This is a genomic window from Streptomyces coeruleofuscus (assembly GCF_039532725.1).
In the GTDB taxonomy this organism is placed as follows: Bacteria; Actinomycetota; Actinomycetes; order Streptomycetales; family Streptomycetaceae; genus Streptomyces; species Streptomyces coeruleofuscus.
On sequence record NZ_BAAASE010000008.1, the window covers coordinates 362,247 to 387,542 of the forward strand.

Sequence of the window (25,296 nt, forward strand, 5' to 3'; positions counted from 1 at the left end):
AAACGGGTCCGGACAATGCGCAGAGGACGTCGACTCGCGATCGACGTCGGGGACGCCCGCATCGGGGTCGCCTCGTGCGACCCCGACGGGATCCTCGCCACCCCGGTGGAGACGGTTCCCGGGCGTGACATCCCCGCAGCTCAGCGACGGTTGAAGCAACTCGTCGAGGAGTACGAGCCCATCGAGATCGTGGTCGGTCTCCCGCGCTCCCTCAAGGGCGGCGAGGGCCCGGCCGCGGTCAAGGTCCGCGGCTTCACCCAGGAACTGGCACGCATGATCGCCCCGGTTCCGGTGAGACTCCTGGACGAACGCATGACGACGGTGACGGCCAGTCAGGGACTGCGCGCTTCGGGCGTGAAGACCAAGAAGGGGCGGTCCGTCATCGACCAGGCGGCAGCGGTGGTCATCCTGCAACAGGCGCTGGAATCCGAACGGGTGTCAGGTAAAGCACCCGGCGAAGGCGTCGAAGTGGTCATCTGATCGCGATACGGTAACGTTCCGCGCGATGCGGCGGCATTCGAACAGCCGCCGCACAGCAAGAGGCGGGACGGGAGCCGAGCCGGAAGCCGCGTGACCGCCGCCTCGCGGCTCTAGGGGATCGATGACTGAGTATGGCCGGGGCCAAGGCTCCGAACCGTGGCATCCGGAGGACCCGTTGTACGGGGACGGCGGATGGGGTGGAGAGCAGGCCCACCAGGGCCAGCAGTCCCCCTACGGCGGCCAGCCACAGCACTATCCAGAGCAGCCGCAGCAGCCGCAGTACGGCGACTGGGGCACCGGTGAGCAGGCCGGATACGGTCAGGCGCAGCAGCAGTACCCGTACGACCAGCAGCAGTACGCGGCACAGGCCCACGGCCATCAGCAGTACCCGGGGCAGGGGAACCAGGGGCACCAGCAGGACCAGGGGTACCAGGACCAGGAGTACCCGCAGGACCAGGGGTACCACCAGCAGCAGTACGACAACGGCGGCTGGGCCACCGGCCCGCACCAGCAGGTCTCGTATCCCGGCGACCCCGCCGACCCGTACGGTCAGCAAACCGGTGCATACGGCCAGGGCCAGTCCGACTACTACGGCACGCCCGAGGCGTATCCACCACCGGAGCCGCCCGGGCGGCGGCGGGCCGAGCAGGAGCCGGAGACCGACTGGGACCCCGGCCCCGACCAGGGCGAACACGCCTTCTTCGCGGGCGGCGACGACGATGACGACGGCGACGAGCCGGGCGACCGCCGCCGACGCGACGACCAGCGCGGACGCGGCGGCAAGCCCAAGAAGCGCCGCAACGGAACGGCCTGCCTGGTCGTGGTCCTGGTCCTCGGCGGCGGCCTGGCGGGCGTCAGCTACTTCGGCTACCAGTTCTTCCAGGATCGTTTCGGCGACGCGCCGGACTTTGCGGGTGACGGCAACGGGCAGGAGGTGTCCGTCGAGATCCCCGAGGGAGCGCTCGGCTACAAGATCGGCCAGGTGCTGAAGGACGCGGGGGTCGTCAAGAGCGTCGACGCGTTCGTCGCTGCCCAGCAGGGCAACCCGGAAGGCAAGAGCATCCAGGACGGCGTGTACACGCTGCAGAAGCAAATGTCGGCCGACAGTGCGGTCGAATTGATGCTCAGCCCGGAGAGCCGCGACAACCTGATCATCGCCGAGGGCAAGCGCAACGCCGACATCTACCGGCTCATCGACAAGCGGCTCGAGGTCAAGGACGGCACCACCGCAGCGGTCGCCAAGAAGGACTGGAAAAAGCTCGGCCTGCCCGACTGGGCGCTCGGCCACGAGAACGTCAAGGACCCGCTGGAAGGGTTCCTCTACCCCTCCAGCTACGGCATCGCCAAGGGCGAGAAGCCCGAGGACGTGCTCAAAGACATGGTGACCCGGGCCACCCAGACGTACGAGAAGCTCGGCGTGGAGAAGAAGGCCCGGAGTCTCGGGCTGGAAGACCCCTGGCAGCTGATCACCGTCGCGAGCCTGGCCCAGGCCGAGGGCACGAGCCACGACGACTTCCGCAAGATGGCCGAGGTCGTCTACAACCGCATGAAGCCGGGGAATCCGCAGACCAACGGCATGCTGGAGTTCGACTCCACCTACAACTACATCAAGAACCAGAGCAAGATCGATCTGAGTCTGAGCGAGCTGCGGAACTACGACAACCCGTACAACACGTACTTCCACAAAGGTCTGCCGCCGGGACCGATCGACAACCCGGGGGAGGAGGCGCTCAAGGGCGCCCTGAACCCGACGAAGGACGGCTGGTATTACTTCATCTCGCTGGACGGCAAGACCAGCGAGTTCACCAAGACCAACGCCGAGCACCAGAAGCTGGTCGACAAGTTCAACGCCTCGCGGAACAACTGATCGCGGATTGACTGGTCGCGCGGAACAACTGAGGAAGACCTGATGGCCGCACATCGCCGAGCCGCCGTACTCGGCTCCCCGATCGCTCACTCGCTCTCCCCGGTGCTGCACCGCGCGGCCTACGAAGAGTTGGGGCTGACCGGCTGGACGTACGACCGATTCGAGGTCGACGAGGCCGCGCTGCCCGGGTTCTTCGAGACGCTCGGTCCCGAATGGGCGGGGCTGTCGCTGACCATGCCGCTGAAGCGGGCCGTGATCCCGCTGCTCGACGGGATCAGCGAGACCGCGGCCTCCGTCGACGCCGTCAACACGGTCGTCCTCACCCAGGACGGCCGCCGGACCGGCGACAACACCGACGTCCCCGGCATGGTCGCGGCTTTGCGCGAGCACGGCATCGACAAGGTCGAGGCCGCCGCGATCCTGGGCGCGGGCGCCACCGCCTCGTCCGCACTGGCCGCGCTGTCCCGGGTCTGCCCGGGCGAGATCGCCGTGTACGTGCGCAGCGAGGCCCGGGCCGCCGAGATGCGGCAGTGGGCCGAGCGGCTGGAGGTCTCGGTGCGCATCGCCGACTGGGCGGACGCCGAGCAGGCCCTGCACGCCCCGCTGGTGATCAGCACCACGCCGGCGGGTGCCACCGACGCCCTCGCCCGATCCGTCCCGGAGCGCCCGACGGCTCTGTTCGACGTGCTCTACGACCCCTGGCCGACCGCCCTCGCCGCCCGCTGGTCGGCGTACGGCGGCGCGGTCGTCAGCGGCCTCGATCTGCTGGTGCACCAAGCCGTGCTGCAGGTCGAGCAGATGACGGGGCGGGCCCCGGCCCCGCTGGACGCCATGCGAAAAGCGGGCGAGCGCGCACTGGCGGCCCGATAAGATCCGCTCTCGGTTCCGCAGGGGGCGGAACAGGGGAGGGAGAACCAGCCATGTCCACCGGCATGCCTCAGGCGTCCGTCAAGTCCCAGATATTCGAGTCCGTACTGGGATTCCTGCCCGACTGGGTGCAGATCACGGTGCTCGCCCTGATCGTGCTCGCGGTCCTCGCGTCCTGGGCGGTCAAGATCAAGCGCAAGATCGCCTACCGGCGGGCCGTGCGGAGCGGCGGGTCCGTCCACGCGGCGGCCCAGTACGGGCAGGGACGCGGAGCGGACTACCTGGGGGAGTACGCACCTCAGCAGGCGCAGCAGCAGGGCAGCGGAGCCGACCACCTGGGCACGTACGCACCGCAGCAGACGCAGACCGCGCAGCAGCCGAGCGGCGCGGACTTCCTGGGCGCGTACGCGCCGCAGCGGCAGACCGGTGGCCCGGCCTCGTCCGCCTGATGGACCGGCGGCCGGGTCCACGTTCCGGACGTGGCAGGATCGTGGTGGCGGACCGGGGCCGCGCACCCGGTCGGGCCGTAGCCGTACGCGATGACCTGCGTACGCTGGGCAGTAAACAGGTCGCGAACACTGAGGAGCACCGTTGAGCAGGTTGCGCTGGCTGACCGCGGGGGAATCCCACGGTCCCGCACTCGTCGCGACGCTGGAGGGTCTTCCCGCCGGCGTGCCGATCACCACGGACATGGTGGCGGACCATCTCGCGAGGCGGCGCCTGGGCTATGGGCGCGGTGCCCGGATGAAGTTCGAGCAGGACGAGATCACCTTCCTCGGCGGCGTCCGGCACGGCCTCAGTCTCGGCTCCCCGGTCGCGATCATGGTGGGCAACACCGAGTGGCCGAAGTGGGAACAGGTCATGGCGGCCGACCCGGTCGACCCGGAGATCCTCGACGGCCTCGCCCGCAACGCGCCGCTGACCCGGCCCCGGCCCGGCCACGCCGACCTCGCCGGCATGCAGAAGTACGGCTTCGACGAGGCCCGGCCGATCCTGGAGCGCGCCTCCGCGCGGGAGACCGCGGCCCGGGTGGCCCTCGGCGCGGTGGCCCGGTCGTACCTGAAGGAGACGGCCGGCATCGAGATCGTCTCCCACGTGGTGGAGCTCGCGGCCGCGAAGGCGCCGTACGGCGTGTACCCGACGCCCGCGGACGTGGAGAAGCTGGACGCGGACCCGGTGCGCTGCCTGGACGCCGACGCCTCGAAGGCGATGGTCGCCGAGATCGACCAGGCCCACAAGGACGGCGACACCCTCGGCGGCGTCGTCGAGGTGCTGGCGTACGAGGTGCCGGTCGGCCTCGGTTCGCACGTGCACTGGGACCGCCGGCTGGACGCCCGTCTGGCCGCCGCCCTGATGGGCATCCAGGCGATCAAGGGAGTCGAGGTCGGCGACGGCTTCGACCTGGCACGCGTCCCCGGCTCCAAGGCGCACGACGAGATCGTCACGACCCCCGAGGGCATCCGGCGGACGTCCGGCCGCTCCGGCGGCACCGAGGGCGGGCTGTCCACGGGTGAGCTGCTGCGCGTGCGGGCCGCGATGAAGCCGATCGCGACCGTGCCGCGGGCGCTGAAGACGGTGGACGTCGTCACCGGCGAGGCCACGGCCGCCCACCACCAGCGTTCCGACGTGTGCGCGGTGCCGGCCGCCGGCATCGTCGCCGAGGCGATGGTCGCCCTCGTCCTGGCGGACGCGATCGCGGAGAAGTTCGGCGGCGACAACGTGACCGAGACCCGCCGCAACGTCCGGTCCTACCTCGACAACCTGGCCATCCGATGAGCCCGCTGATCGTGCTGGTCGGCCCGATGGGCGTGGGCAAGTCCACCGTCGGGCAGCTGCTGGCCGAGCGGCTCGGGACCGGCTACCGGGACACCGACGACGACATCGTCGCCGCGCAGGGCCGGACGATCGCCGAGATCTTCGTCGAGGAGGGCGAGTCCGCCTTCCGCGCGATCGAGAAGCAGGCCGTGCGCGAGGCACTCGCCGGGCACGACGGTGTGCTGGCGCTGGGCGGCGGCGCCGTCCTCGACCCGGACACCCGTGCGCTGCTCGCCGGGCAGCGGGTCGTGTACCTGTCGATGGACGTGGAAGAGGCGGTCAAGCGCACCGGCCTCAACGCGGCCCGGCCGCTGCTCGCCATCAACCCGCGCAAGCAGTGGCGCGAGCTGATGGAGGCCCGCCGGCACCTCTACGAGGAGGTCGCCACGGCCGTGGTCGCCACCGACGGCCGCACCCCCGAAGAGGTCACCCGAGCAGCCCTGGACGCACTGGAGTTGAAGGAAGCATGAGTGAGGCAGTGACCCGGATCCAGGTCGGCGGCACGGCGGGCACCGAGCCCTACGAGGTCCTCGTGGGCCGCCAACTCCTCGGCGAACTGCCGGGGTTGATCGGCGGCAAGACCAAGCGGGTGGCGATCGTCCACCCCGAGGCACTGGCCGAGACCGGTGACGCCCTGCGCGCCGACCTGGCCGGGCAGGGCTACGAGACGGTCGCCATCCAGGTGCCCAACGCCGAGGAGGCCAAGACCGCCGAGGTCGCCGCCTACTGCTGGAAGGCGCTGGGCCAGTCCGGGTTCACCCGGACGGACGTCATCATCGGTGTCGGCGGCGGCGCGACCACGGACCTGGCCGGATTCGTGGCCGCCACCTGGCTGCGCGGAGTGCGCTGGATCGCGATCCCGACCACCGTGCTCGCCATGGTCGACGCGGCCGTCGGCGGCAAGACCGGCATCAACACCGCCGAGGGCAAGAACCTGGTCGGTGCCTTCCACCCGCCCGCGGGCGTGCTCTGCGACCTCGCCGCGCTGGACTCCCTCCCGGTCAACGACTACGTCTCCGGGCTCGCGGAGGTCATCAAGGCCGGCTTCATCGCCGACCCGGTGATCCTCGACCTCATCGAGTCCGACCCCGAGGCGGCCCGCACCCCGGCCGGCCCGCACACCGCCGGGCTCATCGAGCGCTCCATCCGGGTCAAGGCCGACGTGGTGTCGTCCGACCTGAAGGAGTCGGGCCTGCGCGAGATCCTCAACTACGGCCACACGCTCGGCCACGCCATCGAGAAGAACGAGCGCTACAAGTGGCGGCACGGCGCGGCGGTCTCGGTGGGCATGCACTTCGCCGCCGAACTCGGCCGCCTGGCAGGCCGGTTGGACGACGCCACGGCCGACCGCCACCGCACCGTCCTCGAAGCCGTCGGGCTGCCGCTGCACTACCGGCACGACCAGTGGCCCAAGCTGCTGGAGAACATGAAGGTCGACAAGAAGTCCCGCGGCGACCTGCTGCGCTTCATCGTCCTCGACGGTCTGGCCAAGCCCACCGTTCTGGAGGGACCCGACCCGGCCGTGCTGCTCGCCGCTTACGGCGAAGTCGGACAGTAAGTACCCGGGCGCGCCTTCCGCCCGAAATCGCCTTGCGGGGCCGGGCACTTCGGACCGCCCCCGGCCGTTCACACAACACCGGCCGGGGGCGGTACCGTTCGGTAGCAGCGGGTTCCGCCCCCGCTGTTCAGCGCCCATCGCCTGTACGAGACGGAGTGGCACCGGATGCAGCACGCAGTGGGTTCTCCGCTGCCGCCGCCCCATCAGCCGGGGCACGGACCGGCCGTCGGCTGGTCGCCGGCCGCACACCACCCGGGGTCGCACCACCCGGGTGCGCATCAGGGCTCCGTGCCCGTGCCCCCGCCGCCCCCGGCGCCGGGTTATCCCGTGCCCCCGCCCGGGCCCGCCGCGACCCCGCCGCAGGTCTCCGTTCCTCCGCCGCCGGACACCACCGGCCATGTGCCGCTGCCGCCCGGCGGTCCGGTCGCCATGCCCAGCCCCCCGCCCGCGACGGCGGTCCCCGACCCGGCCGGTACGACGCTCGCCGTGCTGCTCATCGGGCCCGCGGGTGCCGGGAAGACCAGCGTCGCCAAGTACTGGGCGGACCACCGCCGGGTTCCGACGGCGCACATCAGCCTCGACGATGTACGCGAGTGGGTCCGCTCGGGCTTCGCCGACCCCCAGTCCGGGTGGAACGACAACTCGGAGGCGCAGTACCGCCTCGCCCGCCGCACCTGCGGTTTCGCCGCGCGGAACTTCCTGGCCAACGGCATCTCCTGCATCCTCGACGACGCGGTCTTTCCCGACCGGCCCGTCGTCGGCCTCGGCGGCTGGAAGCGGCACGTCGGGCCGGGCCTGCTGCCGGTCGTCCTCCTTCCCGGGCTGGACATCGTCCTCGAACGCAACGCGGAGCGCACGGGCAATCGGCGGCTGACGGACGAGGAGGTCGCCCGCATCCATGGGCGGATGGCCGGGTGGTACGGCTCCGGTCTGCCGATCATCGACAACTCGCAGCTGGATGTGCCGGAGACGGCACGGGTGCTGGACGATGTGCTGGCCAGGTCGATCGCGAGTCCGCCGCAGTGGTAGCAGCCCGGCGTTGCTGCTGAGGCGGGTGGGTCCGCGACCCGGCGGAACGGGGTGCCGCTGCGCCCACCCGTGCCGCCCTGGGGGCACCTGGCCAGGGCCTTGAGCCACTGGGGGAGGCACGCATGCCCGTAGCTGAGCGGATGCGAACCCCCACTCGGCCCTCCCGACCGGCGGCATCTCCCCGTCGCTCGTAGGCTCGGGTCATGTCAGAGGTGTACGCGGCCCGCCGGACGCGTCTGAGGGAATACTGCAACGCGGGCGGCAGCGCGGCGGCGCTGGTCTCCCGCCCCGCCAATGTGCGCTATCTCGCGGGCGCCGCCCCGCACGGCGCCGTTCTGCTGCTGGGCAAGACCGAGGACCTCCTGGTGTGTGCCGGCCCGACGGCCGACCGCCCCACGCAGGAGCGTCCCGACGAGGCCCTGCGCGTACAGCCCCTGCCCGGTGTCGGCGGGGGCGACCCGGCCGTCGCGGCCGCCGGCCTCGCCGCGCGCCAGGGTGCCGACTCCCTCGCCGTGGAGGAACACCACCTCACCGTGGCCCGGCACCGCGCCCTCGGCTCGGTCGCCCCCGGGCTGCGCCTGGCCAACCTCTGCGGCGCGGTCGAGCAGCTCAGGGTCGTCAAGGACGAGGAGGAGATCTCCTGCCTCCGCATCGGCGCCGAGATCACCGACCAGGCCCTCGGCGAACTGCTGGAGTCCATCCTCGTCGGGCGGACCGAGCGCCACCTCGCCCTGGAGCTCGAAAGACGCCTCGTGGACCACGGGGCCGACGGCCCGGCCTTCCCCACTTCCGTCGCCACGGGGCCGAACGCCGGACGGCCCGGGCACCGGCCCACCGACCGTCGCGTCGAGGAGGGCGACTTCCTCTCCGTCTGCCTCGGCGCGACGTACCGCGGTTACCGCTGCGAGATCGGCCGTACGTTCGTCATCGGGACCGCTCCCGCGGACTGGCAGATCGAGCTGTACGACCTGGTCTTCGCGGCGCAGCGCGCCGGACGTGAGAGCCTGGTACCCGGCGCCGCCTGCCGGGACGTCGACCGTGCGGCCCGCCAGGTGCTGGACTCCGCGGGGTACACGGAGGGCCTCACGGCCCTGACCGGACACGGGGTGGGGCTCGAAATCGACGAGGACCCTCAATTGAGTCCCGCGGCCATGGGTAAACTGGACGCTTGCGTGCCGGTCACCGTCGAACCTGGGGTCCACCTCCCGGGACGGGGCGGTGTCCGGATCGATGACACGCTCGTCGTCCGCCCCGAGGCGGATGGCGGACCCGAGCTACTCACCATCACGACCAAGGAGCTGCTCGCCCTGTAGGCAGGTGCGTGCCCCGGGGTCGTACGTCAGTCCAGGAGATTCCGCAACCGTGGCTTCCACGAACGACCTCAAGAACGGCATGGTGCTCAAGCTCGAAGGCGGCCAGCTCTGGTCCGTCGTCGAGTTCCAGCACGTCAAGCCCGGCAAGGGCCCGGCCTTCGTGCGCACCAAGCTCAAGAACGTGCTCTCCGGCAAGGTCGTCGACAAGACCTTCAACGCCGGCGTCAAGGTCGAAACGGCCACCGTCGACAAGCGCGACATGCAGTTCTCCTACATGGACGGCGACTACTTCGTCTTCATGGACATGGAGACCTACGACCAGCTCATGGTCGACCGCAAGGCCGTCGGCGACGCCGCCAACTTCCTGATCGAGGGCTTCACGGCCACCGTGGCACAGCACGAGGGCGAGGTGCTCTTCGTCGAGCTGCCGGCCGCCGTCGAGCTGGTCGTCCAGGAGACCGAGCCGGGCGTCCAGGGCGACCGGTCCACCGGCGGCACCAAGCCCGCCACGCTGGAGACCGGTCACCAGATCCAGGTCCCGCTCTTCATCACCACCGGTGAGAAGATCAAGGTCGACACCCGCACCAGCGACTACCTCGGCCGGGTGAACAGCTAACCGTGGCTGCCCGCAACACAGCCCGCAAGCGCGCCTTCCAGATCCTCTTCGAGGGTGACCAGCGCGGCGCCGAGGTCCTGACCGTCCTCGCCGACTGGGTCCGGCTCTCCCGGGCCGACACCCGGCAGCCGCCGGTGAGCGAGTACACGATGGAGCTGGTCGAGGGCTACGCGCAGCGCGCGAAGCGCATCGACGAGCTGCTCGCCCAGTACTCGGTCGGCTGGACGCTCGACAGGATGCCGGTCGTCGACCGCAACATCCTGCGGCTCGGCGCCTATGAGCTGATCTGGGTCGACGAGACCCCGGACGCCGTCGTCCTCGACGAGATGGTGCAGCTGGCGAAGGAATTCTCCACGGACGAGTCGCCCTCGTTCGTGAACGGCCTGCTCGGACGGCTGAAGGAGCTCAAGCCCTCGCTCCGTCGCGACGAAGTCTGAGACGACGAGGTCTGAGACGGACAGAACGCCGGAGGGCCCGCAGCAGTCACGCTGCGGGCCCTCCGGCGTTCCCGTACCTTCGAGGGCTGCCAGGCCCTCAGAACGCCGCCGGGGTGGCCGGAACCATACGGTTCCGGCCACCCCGGCGGCACGTTTCTGCTGCCCCCCCCGAAGCGGTCAGGCGTCCTCGTGGGTGGCCACCGCGCGGCGCGCGTCCGCGTCCAGCACGCCCCAGCTGATCAGCTGCTCGGTGAGGACCGAAGGCGACTGGTCGTAGATGACGGCGAGTGTGCGCAGGTCGTCCTGGCGGATCGAGAGCACCTTGCCGTTGTAGTCACCGCGCTGCGACTGGATCGTGGCCGCGTAGCGCTGAAGGGGGCCCGCCTTCTCGGCCGGCACCGTGGCCAGCCGCTCCAGGTCCAGGACCAGCTTCGGCGGCGGCTCGGCGGCGCCGCCCGGGGTGGTGCCCGGGAGCAGCTCCTGCACCGGAACGCCGTAGAAATCCGCCAGCTCGGCAAGGCGCTGCACGGTCACGGCTCGGTCGCCGCGCTCGTACGAACCGACCACGACCGCCTTCCAGCGTCCCTGGGACTTCTCCTCGACACCGTGGAGGGAAAGGCCCTGCTGGGTGCGGATCGCCCGGAGCTTGGCCCCGAGCTGTTTGGCGTATTCGCTGGACATATAGCTCCCCGGCACTGTGTCGACGCGTCTGGCGTGGGTGCCAGGCCGCGCGGCTGGTAACTCACTGTGAGGTTACGCAGCGTTACTCTGCCGCGTCAAGCCGAATGGTCCGCACCGACTCTTCCGTGGTATCGGCACTCTGTTAGGCCGAGTGGGTGATCGGAGGGGGCCGTCCGGGCGGCAGCGGGGGCCTGCTACCGTGGATGGCGCAATCCCGACGTCCTTTAAGGTCCGTCCCGTGAGGCGGAGAAGGAGGTCCGTTTCATATGGACACGCACGACTCGCAGTCCGATGCCCGGCCCGTTCTCGAAGGGCCCGACATCGCACGGGTACTGACCCGCATCGCCCACGAGATCGTCGAACGCGCAAAAGGCGCCGACGACGTGGTGCTCCTCGGCATTCCGACCCGCGGCGTCTTCCTGGCCCGGCGGATCGCCGACAAGCTCGAGCAGATCACCGAGCGCAAGGTTCCGTGCGGCTCGCTCGACATCACCATGTACCGCGACGACCTGCGCATGCACCCGCCGCGTGCGCTGGCCCGCACGGAGATCCCCGGTGACGGCATCGACGGCAAGCTCGTCGTCCTCGTCGACGACGTCCTCTTCTCCGGCCGCACCATCCGCGCCGCCCTCGACGCCCTGAACGACATCGGGCGCCCCCGCGCGGTGCAGCTCGCGGTCCTCGTCGACCGCGGCCACCGCGAACTGCCCATCCGCGCCGACTACGTCGGCAAGAACCTCCCCACGTCGTTGCGGGAGACGGTCAAGGTCCAGCTCGCCGAGGAGGACGGTCGCGACACCGTGCTGCTCGGTGCCAAGCCGACCGCCCAGTAGCGCTTCAGGCGTACGCCGTTGTCGTACGCCGGCTCAGTGCGCGCACGCGCGCGCCCGTCTGCCCCGAATCTCCCGTTTGAACTGCCTTACGGAGCCTGACAGATGCAGCGTCATCTCATCTCGGCCGCCGACCTCACCCGCGACGACGCCGTCCTGATCCTCGACACCGCCGAGGAGATGGCCCGGGTCGCCGACCGGCCGATCAAGAAGCTGCCGACCCTGCGCGGCCGCACGATCGTCAACCTCTTCTTCGAGGACTCCACCCGGACCCGGATCTCCTTCGAGGCCGCCGAGAAGAGGCTGTCCGCGGACGTCATCAACTTCTCCGCCAAGGGGTCGAGCGTGTCCAAGGGCGAGTCCCTGAAGGACACCGCCCAGACCCTGGAGGCCATGGGCGTCGACGCCGTGGTCATCCGGCACGGCGCCTCAGGAGCCCCGTACCGGCTGGCGAACTCCGGCTGGATCGACGCGGCCGTCGTCAACGCCGGCGACGGCACCCACCAGCACCCCACCCAGGCCCTGCTGGACGCCTTCACCATGCGCCGCCGCCTGATCGGCCCGGACGCCGGGATCGGCCAGGACCTCGAAGGCAAGCGCATCACCATCGTCGGCGACGTCCTGCACAGCCGCGTCGCCCGCTCCAACGTCGACCTGCTGCACACCCTCGGCGCCGAGGTCACCCTCGTCGCCCCGCCGACCCTGGTGCCCGTCGGCATCGAGACCTGGCCCTGCGAGGTGTCGTACGACCTCGACAGCACGCTGCCCAAGTCCGACGCGGTGATGATGCTGCGCGTCCAGCGCGAGCGCATGAACGCCGCCTTCTTCCCGACCGAGCGCGAGTACTCCCGGCGCTACGGCCTCGACGGCGACCGCATGGCGCGGATGCCCGAGCACGCCGTCGTGATGCACCCCGGCCCGATGGTCCGCGGCATGGAGATCACCGCCGAGGTCGCCGACTCCGACCGCTGCACCGTCGTCGAGCAGGTCGCGAACGGAGTCTCCATCCGGATGGCCGTCCTGTACCTGCTGCTGGGCGGAAACGAACCCGCCGTCACCCAGACCCGTACCGAGGAGAAGTAAGACAGATGAGCAAGATCCTTATCCGTGGTGCGAAGGTGCTGGGCGGCGAGCCGCAGGACGTGCTGATCGACGGTGGGACGATCGCGGCCACCGCCCGGCAGGGCGAAATCGATTGGAGCGGCAGCGGGCTGTCCGCCGAGGGCGCTGAGGTCGTCGAGGCCGAGGGCAAGGTGCTGCTGCCGGGCCTGGTCGACCTGCACACCCATCTGCGCGAGCCCGGCCGCGAGGACTCCGAGACCGTCCTCACGGGTACGCGGGCCGCGGCCTCCGGCGGCTACACGACCGTGTTCGCCATGGCCAACACCTTCCCGGTCGCCGACACCGCCGGGGTCGTCGAGCAGGTCTGGCGGCTCGGCAAGGAGCACGGCTACTGCGACGTCCAGCCGATCGGCGCCGTCACCGTCGGCCTGGAGGGCCGCAAGCTCGCCGAGCTGGGCGCCATGTACGAGTCGGCCGCCGGGGTCACCGTCTTCTCCGACGACGGCAAGTGCGTCCACGACGCGGTGATCATGCGCCGGGCCCTGGAGTACGTGAAGGCCTTCGGCGGTGTCGTCGCGCAGCACGCGCAGGAGCCGCGGCTGACCGAGGGCGCAGAGATGAACGAGGGCGTCGTCTCCGCCCAACTGGGTCTCGGGGGCTGGCCCGCGGTGGCCGAAGAATCGATCATCGCCCGGGATGTCCTGCTCGCCGACCACGTCGGCTCCCGCGTCCACATCTGCCACCTGTCGACCGCCGGGTCCGTCGAGATCGTCCGCTGGGCCAAGTCCCGCGGCATCGACGTCACCGCCGAGGTCACCCCCCACCACCTCCTCCTCACCGACGAGCTGGTCCGCACGTACAACCCCGTCTACAAGGTCAACCCGCCGCTGCGCACCGAGCGCGACGTGATGGCGCTGCGCGAGGCGCTCGCCGACGGCACGATCGACATCGTCGCCACCGACCACGCCCCGCACCCCCACGAGGACAAGGACTGCGAGTGGGCCGCGGCCGCCATGGGCATGGTCGGCCTGGAGACCGCGTTGTCAGTGGTGCAGGAGACCATGGTCGACACGGGCCTGCTGGACTGGGCCGGCGTCGCCGACCGTATGTCCTTCAAGCCCGCGCAGATCGGACAGACCAAGGGGCACGGCCGTCCCGTCTCGGCAGGTGAGCCCGCCAACCTCACCCTCGTCGACACGGCATACCGTGGCTCTGTGGACCCCGCGGGCTTCGCCTCGCGCAGCCGCAACACCCCCTACGAGGGTCGTGAGCTGCCGGGCCGTGTGACGCACACGTGGCTGCGGGGCAAGGCCACGCTCGTCGACGGGAAGCTGACGTGACACCTGTACTCCTGCTGGCCGCCGAGAAGGAATCGGCGCAAGTGACCGACTGGGCCGCCCGCATCGGCTGGGTCGTCGGCCTCGCCCTGTTCGTCGCGCTCGTCTACTGGCTGATGCGCGAGGGCTGGAAGTGGCGCGGCACGCTCCAGGGCGACCTGCCCGAGCTGCCCACCACCCCGGACGAGACGGGCCCGGAGCGCCTGGCCATGAGCGGCCGCTACCACGGCTCCACCACCGCCGGACAGTGGCTCGACCGCATCGTCGCGCACGGTTTGGGCACCCGCAGCCGCGCCGAGCTGACCCTCACGGACGCCGGACTGGACGTCGTGCGCCCCGGGGCGAGCGACTTCTTCGTCCCGGCCGCCCAGCTCCGCGAGGCCCGGCTCGACAAGGGCATCGCCGGCAAGGTGCTCACCGAGGGCGGCCTGCTCGTCGTCACCTGGGAGCACGGCGACCGGCTGATCGACTCCGGCTTCCGCTCCGACCACGCGGCCGAACACAACGAGTGGGTCGAGGCCATCAACTCCATGATCGAAACGAACAGCAGGGAAGGCGCCGAACGATGACCACCTCCACCAGGGGAGCCGCCAAAACTCCCGCCGTACTCGTCCTGGAGGACGGCCGGGTCTTCCGCGGCCGCGCCTACGGGGCCGTGGGGGAGACCTTCGGCGAGGCGGTGTTCTCCACCGGCATGACCGGCTACCAGGAGACCCTCACCGACCCGTCGTACCACCGCCAGGTCGTGGTGATGACCGCCCCGCACGTCGGCAACACCGGCGTCAACGACGAGGACATGGAGTCCAAGAGGATCTGGGTCTCCGGGTACGTCGTACGCGACCCCGCGCGCGTGCCGTCCAACTGGCGCTCCCGGCGCTCGCTGGACGAGGAGCTGGCCGCCCAGGGCGTCGTCGGCATCTCCGGCATCGACACCCGCGCCCTCACGCGCCACCTGCGCGAGCGCGGCGCCATGCGCGTCGGCATCTTCAGCGGTGACGCGGTCCGCGACGACAGCGCACTCCTCGCCCGCGTGCAGGAAGCCCCGCAGATGAAGGGCGCGAACCTCTCCGCGGAGGTCGCCACCACCGAGCCGTACGTCGTCCCCGCGATCGGCGAGAAGAAGTTCACCGTCGCCGCCGTCGACCTCGGCATCAAGGGCATGACCCCGCACCGCATGGCCGAGCGCGGCATCGAGGTGCACGTGCTCCCGGCGACCACGACCGTCGAGGACGTCTACGCGGTGAACCCGGACGGCGTGTTCTTCTCCAACGGCCCGGGCGACCCGGCCACCGCCGACCACCCCGTCTCCGTCATGCAGGGCGTCCTGGAGCGCGGCACCCCGCTGTTCGGCATCTGCTTCGGCAACCAGATCCTGGGCCGCGCGCTCGGCTTCGGCACCTACAAGCTGAAGTACGGCCACCGCGGCATCAACCAGCCGGTGCAGGACCGTACGACCGGCAAGGTCGAGGTCACCGCGCACAACCACGGCTTCGCCGTCGACGCCCCGCTCGACCAGGTCTCCGAGACCCCGTTCGGCCGCGCCGAGGTGTCCCACGTCTGCCTGAACGACAACGTGGTGGAGGGGCTCCAGCTCCTCGACCGCCCCGCCTTCAGCGTCCAGTACCACCCCGAAGCGGCAGCCGGCCCGCACGACGCCGCCTACCTGTTCGACCGCTTCGTATCCCTGATGGAGGGCCAGCGTGCCTAAGCGCACCGATATCCAGTCCGTCCTGGTCATCGGCTCCGGCCCGATCGTCATCGGCCAGGCCGCCGAGTTCGACTACTCCGGCACCCAGGCGTGCCGTGTCCTGAAGGCCGAGGGCCTGCGGGTCGTCCTGGTGAACTCCAACCCGGCGACGATCATGACCGACCCGGAGATCGCCGACGCCACGTACGTCGAGCCGATCACCCCCGAGTTCGTCGAGAAGATCATCGCCAAGGAGCGCCCCGACGCGCTGCTGCCGACCCTGGGCGGCCAGACGGCCCTCAACACCGCGATCTCGCTGCACGAGAACGGCGTCCTGGACAAGTACGGCGTCGAGCTGATCGGCGCCAACGTCGAGGCCATCCACAAGGGCGAGGACCGCGACCAGTTCAAGGAGGTCGTGGAGGAGGTCCGCAAGAAGATCGGCCACGGCGAGTCCGCGCGGTCCTACATCTGCCACTCCATGGACGACGTCCTCAAGGGCGTCGAGGAGCTCGGCGGCTACCCCGTCGTCGTCCGCCCGTCCTTCACCATGGGCGGCGCCGGCTCCGGCTTCGCGCACGACGAGGAGGAGCTGCGCCGCATCGCCGGGCAGGGCCTCACGCTCTCGCCGACCACCGAGGTGCTCCTGGAGGAGTCCATCCTCGGCTGGAAGGAGTACGAGCTGGAGCTGATGCGCGACAAGCACGACAACGTCGTGGTCGTCTGCTCCATCGAGAACTTCGACCCCATGGGCGTGCACACCGGCGACTCGATCACCGTCGCGCCCGCGATGACGCTGACGGACCGCGAGTACCAGACCCTCCGCGACATCGGCATCGCCGTCATCCGCGAGGTCGGCGTCGACACCGGCGGCTGCAACATCCAGTTCGCGGTGAACCCCGAGGACGGCCGCGTCATCGTCATCGAGATGAACCCGCGCGTCTCGCGCTCCTCGGCGCTCGCCTCCAAGGCGACCGGTTTCCCGATCGCCAAGATCGCCGCCAAGCTCGCCGTCGGCTACACGCTGGACGAGATCCCGAACGACATCACGCAGGAGACCCCCGCCTCCTTCGAGCCGACGCTCGATTACGTGGTCGTGAAGGCCCCGCGCTTCGCCTTCGAGAAGTTCCCGAGCGCGGACTCCACCCTCACCACCACGATGAAGTCGGTCGGCGAGGCCATGGCCATCGGCCGCAACTTCACCGAGGCCTTCCAGAAGGCCATGCGCTCGCTGGAGAAGAAGGGCAGCCAGTTCACCTTCGTCGGCGAACCCGGCGACAAGGACGAGCTGCTCCGCGAGGCCGTGCGCCCCACCGACGGCCGGATCAACACCGTCATGCAGGCCATCCGCGCGGGCGCCACGCCCGAGGAGGTCTTCGAGTACACGAAGATCGACCCCTGGTTCGTCGACCAGCTCTTCCTGATCAAGGAGATCGCGGACGAACTGGCCGAGGCCCCCGAGCTGACCACCGACCTGCTCGCCGAGGCCAAGCGGCACGGCTTCTCCGACACCCAGATCGGCGAGATCCGCGGCCTGCGCGAGGACGTCGTCCGCGAGGTCCGGCACGCGCTCGGCATCCGCCCGGTCTACAAGACGGTCGACACCTGCGCAGCCGAGTTCGCCGCGAAGACGCCGTACTTCTACTCCTCCTACGACGAGGAGACCGAGGTCGCGCCCCGCGAGAAGGCCGCCGTCATCATCCTGGGCTCCGGCCCGAACCGCATCGGCCAGGGCATCGAGTTCGACTACTCCTGCGTCCACGCCTCCTTCGCGCTGAGCGACGCCGGATACGAGACGGTGATGGTCAACTGCAACCCGGAGACCGTCTCCACGGACTACGACACCTCCGACCGTCTGTACTTCGAGCCGCTGACGCTGGAGGACGTGCTGGAGATCGTCCACGCCGAGCAGCAGGCCGGCCCGGTCGCGGGCGTCATCGTCCAGCTCGGCGGCCAGACCCCGCTGGGCCTGTCGCAGGCGCTGAAGGACAACGGCGTGCCCATCGTCGGCACGTCCCCGGAGGCCATCCACGCCGCCGAGGACCGGGGCGCCTTCGGCCGGGTCCTCAAGGAGGCCGGCCTCCCGGCCCCCAAGCACGGCACCGCCACCACCTTCGCCGAGGCCAAGGCCATCGCCGACGAGATCGGCTACCCGGTCCTGGTGCGTCCCTCGTACGTCCTCGGCGGGCGCGGCATGGAGATCGTCTACGACGAGACGCGCCTGGAGGCGTACATCGCCGAGTCGACGGAGATCAGCCCGTCGCGTCCGGTCCTGGTCGACCGGTTCCTCGACGACGCGATCGAGATCGACGTCGACGCGCTCTACGACGGCGAGGAGCTCTACCTCGGCGGCGTCATGGAGCACATCGAGGAGGCCGGCATCCACTCCGGCGACTCGGCGTGCGCCCTGCCCCCGATCACGCTCGGCGGCTTCGACATCAAGCGCCTGCGCGCCTCCACGGAGGGCATCGCGAAGGGCGTCGGGGTGCGCGGCCTGATCAACATCCAGTTCGCGCTCGCGGGCGACATCCTCTACGTGCTGGAGGCCAACCCGCGCGCCTCCCGGACCGTCCCCTTCACCTCGAAGGCGACCGCGGTGCCGCTGGCCAAGGCCGCCGCCCGGATCTCCCTGGGCGCGACCATCGCCGAGCTGCGCGCCGAGGGCCTGCTGCCGGCCGACGGCGACGGCGGCGAGCTGCCGTTCGACGCGCCGATCTCCGTCAAGGAGGCCGTCATGCCCTGGTCGCGCTTCCGCGACATCCACGGCCGCGGCGTCGACACGGTCCTCGGCCCGGAGATGCGCTCCACCGGCGAGGTCATGGGCATCGACTCGGTCTTCGGCACGGCGTACGCCAAGTCGCAGGCGGGCGCCTACGGCCCGCTGCCCACCAAGGGCCGCGCCTTCATCTCGGTCGCCAACCGCGACAAGCGCTCGATGATCTTCCCGGCCCGCGAGCTCGTCGCCCACGGCTTCGAGCTGCTCGCCACGTCCGGCACGGCCGAGGTGCTCAAGCGCAACGGCATCAACGCCACGATCGTGCGCAAGCAGTCCGAGGGCACCGGCCCCAACGGCGAGAAGACCATCGTCCAGCTCATCCACGACGGCGAGGTCGACCTCATCGTCAACACCCCGTACGGCACCGGCGGCCGCCTCGACGGCTACGACATCCGTACGGCGGCCGTGGCACGCTCCGTGCCGTGCCTGACGACGGTCCAGGCGCTCGCGGCGGCGGTCCAGGGCATCGACGCCCTCAACCGCGGCGACGTGAGCGTCCGATCGCTCCAGGAACACGCGGAACACCTGACCGCGGCCCGCGACTAGCAGCCCCGAGGGGGACACCGGAAACGGTGTCCCCCTCTTCGTGAGGACGCCCATGTCTTCGTGAGGACACCATGTACAAGATCTTTTTCAGTCTGCTCTTCAAGCGGATGGACCCGGAGCAGGCCCACCACCTCGCCTTCCGCTGGATCCGGCTGGCCGCCCGCGTCCCCGTCCTGCGCACCTTCCTCGCGGCCGCCCTCGCGCCCCGCCACAAGGAGCTGCGCACGGAGGCCTTCGGACTGCGCATGCACGGCCCCTTCGGGCTCGCCGCGGGCTTCGACAAGAACGCCGTCGGCATCGACGGCATGGCCATGCTCGGCTTCGACCACGTCGAGATCGGCACGGTCACCGGCGAGCCCCAGCCCGGCAACCCCAAGCAGCGGCTGTTCCGGCTGATCAAGGACCGGGCGCTGATCAACCGCATGGGCTTCAACAACGACGGGTCGCTCCGCGTCGCCGCCCGCCTGGCCTCCCGGACGCCCGTCTTCAAGACCGTCGTCGGCGTCAACATCGGCAAGACCAAGGTCGTACCCGAGGAGGAGGCCGTCGCTGACTACGTGAAGTCCGCCGAGCGGCTGGCGCCCTACGCCGACTACCTCGTGGTCAACGTCTCCTCCCCGAACACGCCCGGTCTGCGCAATCTCCAGGCCACGGAGGCGCTGCGCCCCCTGCTGAGCGCCGTCCGCGAGGCCGCCGACCGCGCGGTGTCCGCGCGACGTGTCCCGCTCCTGGTCAAGATCGCGCCGGACCTCGCCGACGAGGACATCGACGCCGTCGCCGACCTCGCCGTGGAACTCGGCCTGGACGGGATCATCGCCACGAACACCACCATCGCGCGCGAGGGACTCGGCCTGAAGTCCGACTCCTCGCTGGTCGAGGAGACCGGCGGCCTGTCCGGAGCACCCCTGAAGGAACGCTCCCTGGAGGTCCTGCGCCGCCTCTACGCGCGCGTGGGCGACCGGATCACCCTGGTGGGCGTCGGGGGCGTCGAGAACGCCGAGGACGCCTGGCAGCGCATCCTGGCCGGCGCCACGCTGGTCCAGGGCTACAGCGCCTTCATCTACGAGGGGCCGTTTTACGCTCGCGCCCTCCACAAGGGGCTCGCCGCGCGCCTGCGCACCAGCCCGTACGCCACGCTCGCCGACGCGGTGGGCGCCGACGTGAGGAAGACGGCATGAGTGGTCTCGAACCCTTCGGCGCCCGCCTGCGCCGCGCCATGGACGAGCGCGGCCCGCTGTGCGTCGGCATCGACCCGCACGCCTCCCTGCTCGCCGAGTGGGGCCTCAACGACGACGTGGCGGGCCTGGAGCGGTTCAGCCGCACGGTCGTCGAGGCGCTGGCCGACCGGGTCGCCGTGCTCAAGCCGCAGAGCGCGTTCTTCGAGCGGTTCGGCTCGCGCGGCGTCGCCGTCCTGGAGAAGTCGGTGGCCGAGGCGCGGGCCGCGGGCGCGCTGGTCGTGATGGACGCCAAGCGCGGCGACATCGGCTCGACCATGGCCGCGTACGCCGAGTCCTTCCTGCACAAGGACGCGCCGCTGTTCTCCGACGCGCTGACCGTCTCGCCCTACCTCGGCTACGGCTCGCTGAGCCCGGCCGTCGCGCTGGCGCGGGAGAGCGGCGCCGGGCTGTTCGTGCTGGCGCTGACCTCCAACCCGGAGGGCGGCGAGGTCCAGCACGCCGTGCGCTCCGACGGCCGGAACATCGGAGCGACCATGCTCGCGCACCTGTCCGCCGAGAACGCGGGGGAGGAGCCCCTGGGGTCCTTCGGCGCGGTCGTCGGCGCGACGCTCGGTGACCTGTCGTCGTACGACCTGGACATCAACGGCCCGCTCCTCGCGCCCGGCATCGGTGCCCAGGGGGCCACGCCGGCCGATCTTCCCCGGGTCTTCGGGACGGCGGTGCGCAATGTCGTGCCGAACGTCAGCCGGGGAGTGCTACGCCACGGTCCCGACGCGGTCACCCTGCGTGATGCCGCGGAGCGCTTCGCGGAGGAGATCCGTCACACCGTGACCTCCTCCTGACGTCCTCCTGACCTCTTCCGGAGTCCTCCGATGAGTGGTCCGGGGCAGGCTTGAGTCTGAATACATCCTCAAATCCGGGGCAGTATGTCCTAAATGTCCCTTCAGATGAAGGCTGACCAGGACTTTTCCGCTGTTCTCGCTGACTCTGGCGGACTTGCCCGCTAGTCTCCGACGAGAGTGAACGGGCAAGCGTGTTGCTCGTAGCTCCCCAGGTGTGGGGCGACTAGGTTCCTCACCGGTCCGTATCCGACAGTTCGACATCCGAGGTGACGTAGGCGTGGCTCTTCCGCCCCTTACCCCTGAACAGCGCGCAGCCGCGCTCGAAAAGGCCGCCGCGGCTCGCCGGGAGCGGGCCGAGGTCAAGAATCGACTCAAGCACTCCGGCGCCTCCCTTCACGAGGTCATCAAGCAGGGCCAGGAGAACGACGTCATCGGCAAGATGAAGGTCTCCGCCCTCCTCGAGTCGCTCCCGGGCGTGGGCAAGGTCCGCGCCAAGCAGATCATGGAGCGACTCGGTATCTCCGAGAGCCGTCGTGTGCGCGGTCTCGGTTCCAACCAGATCGCCTCCCTGGAGCGCGAGTTCGGCAGCACCGGCTCCTGAACCGGTCCTTCCGGGGAAGCGAGTCCCGGGCACTCCGGGATTGCTGGATAATCGCTGCATGAGTGAACGTCCGCGGCTGACCGTGCTCTCCGGCCCCTCCGGGGTCGGCAAGAGCACGGTCGTCGCCCATATGCGCAAGGAACACCCCGAGGTCTGGCTCTCGGTGTCGGCGACGACCCGCAAGCCCCGCCCCGGCGAGAAGCACGGGGTCCACTATTTCTTCGTCACCGACGACGAGATGGACAAGCTGATCGCCAACGGTGAACTGCTGGAGTGGGCCGAGTTCGCCGGCAACCGCTACGGAACGCCGCGTGCGGCCGTGCAGGAGCGCCTGGAGAAGGGCGAGCCCGTCCTCCTCGAGATCGACCTCCAGGGCGCCCGTCTGGTCCGGGAGTCGATGCCCGAGGCCCAGCTGGTGTTCCTGGCTCCCCCCTCCTGGGAGGAGCTGGTGCGCAGACTCACCGGGCGGGGCACCGAACCGCCCGAGGTGATCGAGCGCCGGCTCCAGGCGGCGAAGACCGAACTGGCCGCCGAGCCGGAGTTCGATACGACCCTGGTCAACACCTCCGTCGAGGACGTGGCTCGCGAGCTGCTAGCCTTGGTGCACGTCGTGTGACCATCGCTGATCGATTCCGGGTCTCGCTGATCACCCCGACAGAATCTTTCCCATCCATCGGAAGGTAGAGCGTGTCCTCTTCCATCTCCGCGCCCGAGGGCATCATCAACCCGCCGATCGACGAGCTCCTCGAGGCCACCGACTCGAAGTACAGCCTCGTGATCTACGCGGCCAAGAGGGCCCGCCAGATCAACGCGTACTACTCGCAGCTCGGCGAGGGTCTCCTCGAGTACGTCGGTCCTCTCGTCGACACCCACGTCCACGAGAAGCCGCTCTCGATCGCCCTTCGCGAGATCAATGCGGGGCTGCTGACGTCCGAGGCCGTCGAAGGCCCGGCGCAGTAAGTACTATTTGCAGCTTGACGCTGACTTTTCCACAGGCCCGGCAGGCCGACTGCCGGGCCTGTGGTGTGTCATGGAGTCGTACGTTGTGCCGGTTGCCGAGGTCCGGGGAGAGACGTGGACAAGCCGAAGGTCGTTCTGGGAGTCAGTGGCGGCATCGCCGCGTACAAGGCCTGTGAGCTGCTGCGGCGGCTGACGGAGTCGGGCCATGACGTGCGCGTGGTGCCCACCGCCTCCGCGCTGCACTTCGTCGGCGCCGCCACCTGGTCCGCGCTCTCCGGGAACCCGGTCTCCACGGAGGTGTGGGACGACGTGCAGGAGGTCCCGCACGTCCGCATCGGACAGCACGCCGACCTGGTCGTCGTCGCCCCCGCCACCGCCGACATGCTCGCCAAGGCGGCCCACGGCCTCGCCGACGACCTCCTCACCAACACGCTGCTCACCGCCCGCTGCCCGGTCGTCTTCGCCCCCGCCATGCACACGGAGATGTGGGAGCACCCGGCCACCCAGGAGAACGTGGCGACGCTGCGCCGCCGCGGCGCCCTCGTCATCGAACCGGCCGTGGGCCGTCTCACCGGAGTCGACACCGGCAAGGGCCGGCTGCCCGACCCGGGCGAGATCTTCGAGGTCTGCCGCCGGGTGCTGGCCCGGGGCGTGACCGAGCCGGACCTGAAGGGCCGGCACGTCGTGGTCAGCGCCGGCGGCACCCGCGAGCCCCTGGACCCCGTCCGGTTCCTCGGCAACCGCTCCTCCGGCAAGCAGGGCTACGCCCTCGCCCGCACCGCGGCCGCCCGCGGCGCCCGCGTCACGCTGATCGCGGCCAACAGCGCCCTGCCCGACCCGGCCGGCGTGGACGTCGTCCCCGTCGGCACCGCCGTGCAGCTGCGCGAGGCGGTGCTGAAGGCCTCCGCCGACGCGGACGCGGTGGTCATGGCGGCGGCGGTGGCGGACTTCCGCCCGGCGGTGTACGCGGCCGGGAAGATCAAGAAGAAGGACGACCAGGAGCCCGAGCCGATCACCCTGGTGCGGAATCCGGACATCCTCGCGGAGGTCTCCGCCGACCGCGTACGCCCGGGACAGGTGATCGTCGGCTTCGCGGCGGAGACCGACGACGTGCTCGCCAACGGCCGCGCGAAACTGAAGCGCAAGGGCTGTGATCTGCTGGTGGTGAACGAGGTCGGGGAGAGCAGAACCTTCGGTTCCGAGGAGAACGAGGCCGTCGTCCTCGGCGCCGACGGCAGCGAGACCGCAGTGCCGCACGGCCCCAAGGAAGCCCTGGCCGAAACCGTCTGGGACCTGGTGGTCGAACGCCTTCGCTGATGTTTGAGTCCCCCTGCACCCCGGTGAAACCCGGCCGATCGGGGCGTGGCGCCTCTGGCCAACGCAGCACGGCATTGGGCAGAATGCCCGTGCCGCAGGTCACAGCGCTTCCGAGTGTCGAGACAGGGAGACCGTGGCCTAAGCGTGACCGATAAGCTGTTCCACGGACGGCGCCGGGTGCAGCCCCCGCCGTCCGCCAAATGATCAGCCAGCAGCCGCTGCAACCCCAGGGAGCGTTGTGTCCCGTCGCCTGTTCACCTCGGAGTCCGTGACCGAGGGTCACCCCGACAAGATCGCTGACCAGATCAGCGACACCATTCTCGACGCGCTGCTCCGCGAGGACCCGACCTCCCGGGTCGCCGTCGAAACCCTGATCACGACCGGCCTGGTGCACGTGGCCGGCGAGGTCACGACCAAGACGTACGCGGACATCGCGACGCTGGTCCGGAGCAAGATCCTCGAAATCGGCTACGACTCCTCGAAGAAGGGCTTCGACGGCGCCTCCTGCGGCGTCTCGGTCTCCATCGGCGCCCAGTCCCCGGACATCGCCCAGGGCGTGGACACGGCTTACGAGTCCCGTGTCGAGGGCGACGAGGACGAGCTCGACAAGCAGGGCGCTGGCGACCAGGGCCTGATGTTCGGCTACGCGACGGACGAGACGCCGACGCTGATGCCGCTGCCGATCTTCCTGGCGCACCGCCTGTCGAAGCGCCTGTCCGACGTGCGCAAGAACGGCACCATCCCCTACCTGCGCCCGGACGGCAAGACGCAGGTCACCATCGAGTACGACGGCGACAAGGCGGTCCGCCTCGACACCGTCGTGGTCTCCTCGCAGCACGCATCCGACATCGACCTGGACTCGCTCCTGGCTCCGGACATCAAGGAGTTCGTCGTCGACCCGGAGCTCAAGGCGCTGCTCGACGAGGGCATCAAGCTCGACACGGAGAACTACCGCCTCCTGGTCAACCCCACCGGCCGCTTCGAGATCGGCGGCCCGATGGGTGACGCCGGCCTGACCGGCCGCAAGATCATCATCGACACCTACGGCGGCATGGCCCGCCACGGCGGCGGCGCCTTCTCCGGCAAGGACCCGTCCAAGGTGGACCGCTCGGCGGCGTACGCGATGCGCTGGGTCGCCAAGAACGTGGTCGCCGCGGGCCTCGCCACCCGCTGCGAGGTCCAGGTGGCGTACGCCATCGGCAAGGCCGAGCCGGTCGGTCTGTTCGTCGAGACCTTCGGCACCGCCAAGGTCGACACGGAGAAGATCGAGAAGGCGATCGACGAGGTCTTCGACCTCCGTCCGGCCGCCATCATCCGCGACCTCGACCTGCTCCGCCCGATCTACTCCCAGACGGCGGCGTACGGCCACTTCGGCCGCGAGCTTCCCGAGTTCACCTGGGAGCGGACGGACCGTGTGGACGCGCTGCGCAAGGCCGTGGGGCTGTAAGTCCCCGCAGGACGGCGGAGCCGCAGGCCGACGCCGTCGCGGTACGTCGC

General features: G+C 70.2%; 25 protein-coding genes. 24 read left to right on the forward strand and 1 reads right to left on the reverse strand.

The window, feature by feature from the left end:
- The first annotated feature begins 15 nt into the window (after positions 1–15).
- The 11 genes from ruvX (at position 16) to nusB (ending at position 9,982) form a co-directional block, all read left to right on the forward strand.
- Positions 16–480 (forward strand): Holliday junction resolvase RuvX, encoded by a 465-nt coding sequence (gene ruvX / locus ABFX81_RS30245; protein WP_086855476.1) that lies wholly within the window; start codon positions 16–18, stop codon positions 478–480.
- Positions 481–601: 121 nt separating this feature from the next.
- Complete coding sequence (gene mltG / locus ABFX81_RS30250; RefSeq protein ID WP_346138932.1) at positions 602–2,347, forward strand: endolytic transglycosylase MltG; 1,746 nt, start codon at positions 602–604, stop codon at positions 2,345–2,347.
- Between the two features lie 42 nt (positions 2,348–2,389).
- Complete coding sequence (locus tag ABFX81_RS30255) at positions 2,390–3,217, forward strand: shikimate dehydrogenase (RefSeq protein WP_086854791.1); 828 nt, start codon at positions 2,390–2,392, stop codon at positions 3,215–3,217.
- A gap of 50 nt (positions 3,218–3,267) precedes the next feature.
- Positions 3,268–3,663 carry a hypothetical protein gene (locus ABFX81_RS30260; protein WP_086854792.1) on the forward strand — a complete coding sequence of 132 codons (396 nt, stop codon included), beginning with the start codon at positions 3,268–3,270 and terminating at the stop codon, positions 3,661–3,663.
- Positions 3,664–3,805: 142 nt separating this feature from the next.
- Positions 3,806–4,990: a chorismate synthase gene (aroC, locus tag ABFX81_RS30265; RefSeq protein ID WP_086854793.1), complete on the forward strand. Its 1,185-nt coding sequence runs from the start codon at positions 3,806–3,808 to the stop codon at positions 4,988–4,990.
- Entirely contained in the window at positions 4,987–5,499 is a 513-nt protein-coding gene (locus ABFX81_RS30270; RefSeq protein ID WP_086854794.1) for a shikimate kinase, read from the forward strand. The genes aroC and ABFX81_RS30270 overlap by 4 nt, the downstream gene beginning before the upstream one ends.
- Positions 5,496–6,587, forward strand: coding sequence for a 3-dehydroquinate synthase (aroB, locus tag ABFX81_RS30275; protein ID WP_086854795.1), 1,092 nt, complete (start codon positions 5,496–5,498; stop codon positions 6,585–6,587). Before ABFX81_RS30270 ends, aroB begins: the two co-directional genes overlap by 4 nt.
- Positions 6,588–6,752: 165 nt before the next feature.
- Positions 6,753–7,616: a Pro-rich N-terminal domain-containing protein gene (locus ABFX81_RS30280; RefSeq protein ID WP_346138933.1), complete on the forward strand. Its 864-nt coding sequence runs from the start codon at positions 6,753–6,755 to the stop codon at positions 7,614–7,616.
- Positions 7,617–7,819: 203 nt separating this feature from the next.
- A complete protein-coding gene (locus tag ABFX81_RS30285) occupies positions 7,820–8,929 on the forward strand; it encodes an aminopeptidase P family protein (RefSeq protein ID WP_346138934.1) in 1,110 nt (369 codons plus the stop codon).
- 49 nt (positions 8,930–8,978) lie between these two features.
- The gene (gene efp / locus ABFX81_RS30290) at positions 8,979–9,545 is read left to right on the forward strand and encodes an elongation factor P (protein ID WP_150479770.1); all 567 of its coding nucleotides are present in this window, start codon (positions 8,979–8,981) and stop codon (positions 9,543–9,545) included.
- 2 nt (positions 9,546–9,547) lie between these two features.
- On the forward strand, positions 9,548–9,982 hold the full coding sequence (gene nusB, locus ABFX81_RS30295) for a transcription antitermination factor NusB (protein ID WP_150479769.1): 435 nt from the start codon (positions 9,548–9,550) through the stop codon (positions 9,980–9,982).
- 177 nt (positions 9,983–10,159) lie between these two features.
- Here the strand turns inward: nusB and bldD are convergent, their stop codons facing one another.
- Positions 10,160–10,663, reverse strand: coding sequence for a transcriptional regulator BldD (gene bldD, locus ABFX81_RS30300; protein ID WP_020938842.1), 504 nt, complete (start codon positions 10,661–10,663; stop codon positions 10,160–10,162).
- A gap of 266 nt (positions 10,664–10,929) precedes the next feature.
- Here bldD and pyrR point away from each other — a divergent pair, with 266 nt between their 5' ends.
- The 13 genes from pyrR (at position 10,930) to metK (ending at position 25,246) form a co-directional block, all read left to right on the forward strand.
- On the forward strand, positions 10,930–11,496 hold the full coding sequence (gene pyrR, locus ABFX81_RS30305; RefSeq protein ID WP_086840123.1) for a bifunctional pyr operon transcriptional regulator/uracil phosphoribosyltransferase PyrR: 567 nt from the start codon (positions 10,930–10,932) through the stop codon (positions 11,494–11,496).
- 102 nt (positions 11,497–11,598) lie between these two features.
- On the forward strand, positions 11,599–12,576 hold the full coding sequence (locus ABFX81_RS30310; protein ID WP_086840121.1) for an aspartate carbamoyltransferase catalytic subunit: 978 nt from the start codon (positions 11,599–11,601) through the stop codon (positions 12,574–12,576).
- A gap of 5 nt (positions 12,577–12,581) precedes the next feature.
- Positions 12,582–13,895, forward strand: coding sequence for a dihydroorotase (locus tag ABFX81_RS30315; RefSeq protein ID WP_086840119.1), 1,314 nt, complete (start codon positions 12,582–12,584; stop codon positions 13,893–13,895).
- Positions 13,892–14,461 carry a PH-like domain-containing protein gene (locus ABFX81_RS30320; RefSeq protein ID WP_086840117.1) on the forward strand — a complete coding sequence of 190 codons (570 nt, stop codon included), beginning with the start codon at positions 13,892–13,894 and terminating at the stop codon, positions 14,459–14,461. Before ABFX81_RS30315 ends, ABFX81_RS30320 begins: the two co-directional genes overlap by 4 nt.
- On the forward strand, positions 14,458–15,600 hold the full coding sequence (carA, locus tag ABFX81_RS30325) for a glutamine-hydrolyzing carbamoyl-phosphate synthase small subunit (protein ID WP_086840115.1): 1,143 nt from the start codon (positions 14,458–14,460) through the stop codon (positions 15,598–15,600). The genes ABFX81_RS30320 and carA overlap by 4 nt, the downstream gene beginning before the upstream one ends.
- Positions 15,593–18,901: a carbamoyl-phosphate synthase large subunit gene (gene carB, locus ABFX81_RS30330; RefSeq protein ID WP_086840113.1), complete on the forward strand. Its 3,309-nt coding sequence runs from the start codon at positions 15,593–15,595 to the stop codon at positions 18,899–18,901. The genes carA and carB overlap by 8 nt, the downstream gene beginning before the upstream one ends.
- Before the next feature lie 71 nt (positions 18,902–18,972).
- Positions 18,973–20,079, forward strand: coding sequence for a quinone-dependent dihydroorotate dehydrogenase (locus tag ABFX81_RS30335; protein WP_086840111.1), 1,107 nt, complete (start codon positions 18,973–18,975; stop codon positions 20,077–20,079).
- Positions 20,076–20,921 carry an orotidine-5'-phosphate decarboxylase gene (gene pyrF / locus ABFX81_RS30340; protein WP_086840109.1) on the forward strand — a complete coding sequence of 282 codons (846 nt, stop codon included), beginning with the start codon at positions 20,076–20,078 and terminating at the stop codon, positions 20,919–20,921. Before ABFX81_RS30335 ends, pyrF begins: the two co-directional genes overlap by 4 nt.
- A 277-nt stretch (positions 20,922–21,198) precedes the next feature.
- Positions 21,199–21,522 carry an integration host factor gene (locus ABFX81_RS30345; protein WP_003977346.1) on the forward strand — a complete coding sequence of 108 codons (324 nt, stop codon included), beginning with the start codon at positions 21,199–21,201 and terminating at the stop codon, positions 21,520–21,522.
- Between the two features lie 58 nt (positions 21,523–21,580).
- Complete coding sequence (gene gmk, locus ABFX81_RS30350; protein ID WP_086840107.1) at positions 21,581–22,138, forward strand: guanylate kinase; 558 nt, start codon at positions 21,581–21,583, stop codon at positions 22,136–22,138.
- Positions 22,139–22,209: 71 nt separating this feature from the next.
- Positions 22,210–22,482: a DNA-directed RNA polymerase subunit omega gene (rpoZ, locus tag ABFX81_RS30355; protein ID WP_003988945.1), complete on the forward strand. Its 273-nt coding sequence runs from the start codon at positions 22,210–22,212 to the stop codon at positions 22,480–22,482.
- A 114-nt stretch (positions 22,483–22,596) separates the two neighbouring features.
- A complete protein-coding gene (gene coaBC / locus ABFX81_RS30360) occupies positions 22,597–23,799 on the forward strand; it encodes a bifunctional phosphopantothenoylcysteine decarboxylase/phosphopantothenate--cysteine ligase CoaBC (RefSeq protein ID WP_346138935.1) in 1,203 nt (400 codons plus the stop codon).
- Positions 23,800–24,037: 238 nt separating this feature from the next.
- Positions 24,038–25,246 carry a methionine adenosyltransferase gene (gene metK, locus ABFX81_RS30365; RefSeq protein WP_086599754.1) on the forward strand — a complete coding sequence of 403 codons (1,209 nt, stop codon included), beginning with the start codon at positions 24,038–24,040 and terminating at the stop codon, positions 25,244–25,246.
- Positions 25,247–25,296 lie beyond the last annotated feature (50 nt).

Excerpts from the sequence above, each read along its gene's own strand:
- ABFX81_RS30335 (WP_086840111.1), top strand. The coding sequence starts at position 18,973 with ATGTACAAGATCTTTTTCAGTCTGCTCTTCAAGCGGATGGACCCGGAG.
- aroB (WP_086854795.1), top strand. The coding sequence starts at position 5,496 with ATGAGTGAGGCAGTGACCCGGATCCAGGTCGGCGGCACGGCGGGCACC.
- pyrF (WP_086840109.1), top strand. The coding sequence starts at position 20,076 with ATGAGTGGTCTCGAACCCTTCGGCGCCCGCCTGCGCCGCGCCATGGAC.
- ABFX81_RS30255 (WP_086854791.1), top strand. The coding sequence starts at position 2,390 with ATGGCCGCACATCGCCGAGCCGCCGTACTCGGCTCCCCGATCGCTCAC.
- ABFX81_RS30315 (WP_086840119.1), top strand. The coding sequence starts at position 12,582 with ATGAGCAAGATCCTTATCCGTGGTGCGAAGGTGCTGGGCGGCGAGCCG.
- mltG (WP_346138932.1), top strand. The coding sequence starts at position 602 with ATGACTGAGTATGGCCGGGGCCAAGGCTCCGAACCGTGGCATCCGGAG.
- ABFX81_RS30310 (WP_086840121.1), top strand. The coding sequence starts at position 11,599 with ATGCAGCGTCATCTCATCTCGGCCGCCGACCTCACCCGCGACGACGCC.
- gmk (WP_086840107.1), top strand. The coding sequence starts at position 21,581 with ATGAGTGAACGTCCGCGGCTGACCGTGCTCTCCGGCCCCTCCGGGGTC.
- ABFX81_RS30260 (WP_086854792.1), top strand. The coding sequence starts at position 3,268 with ATGTCCACCGGCATGCCTCAGGCGTCCGTCAAGTCCCAGATATTCGAG.
- carA (WP_086840115.1), top strand. The coding sequence starts at position 14,458 with ATGACCACCTCCACCAGGGGAGCCGCCAAAACTCCCGCCGTACTCGTC.
- ABFX81_RS30280 (WP_346138933.1), top strand. The coding sequence starts at position 6,753 with ATGCAGCACGCAGTGGGTTCTCCGCTGCCGCCGCCCCATCAGCCGGGG.
- ruvX (WP_086855476.1), top strand. The coding sequence starts at position 16 with ATGCGCAGAGGACGTCGACTCGCGATCGACGTCGGGGACGCCCGCATC.
- ABFX81_RS30285 (WP_346138934.1), top strand. The coding sequence starts at position 7,820 with ATGTCAGAGGTGTACGCGGCCCGCCGGACGCGTCTGAGGGAATACTGC.
- bldD (WP_020938842.1), bottom strand. The coding sequence starts at position 10,663 with ATGTCCAGCGAATACGCCAAACAGCTCGGGGCCAAGCTCCGGGCGATC.
- ABFX81_RS30270 (WP_086854794.1), top strand. The coding sequence starts at position 4,987 with ATGAGCCCGCTGATCGTGCTGGTCGGCCCGATGGGCGTGGGCAAGTCC.
- pyrR (WP_086840123.1), top strand. The coding sequence starts at position 10,930 with ATGGACACGCACGACTCGCAGTCCGATGCCCGGCCCGTTCTCGAAGGG.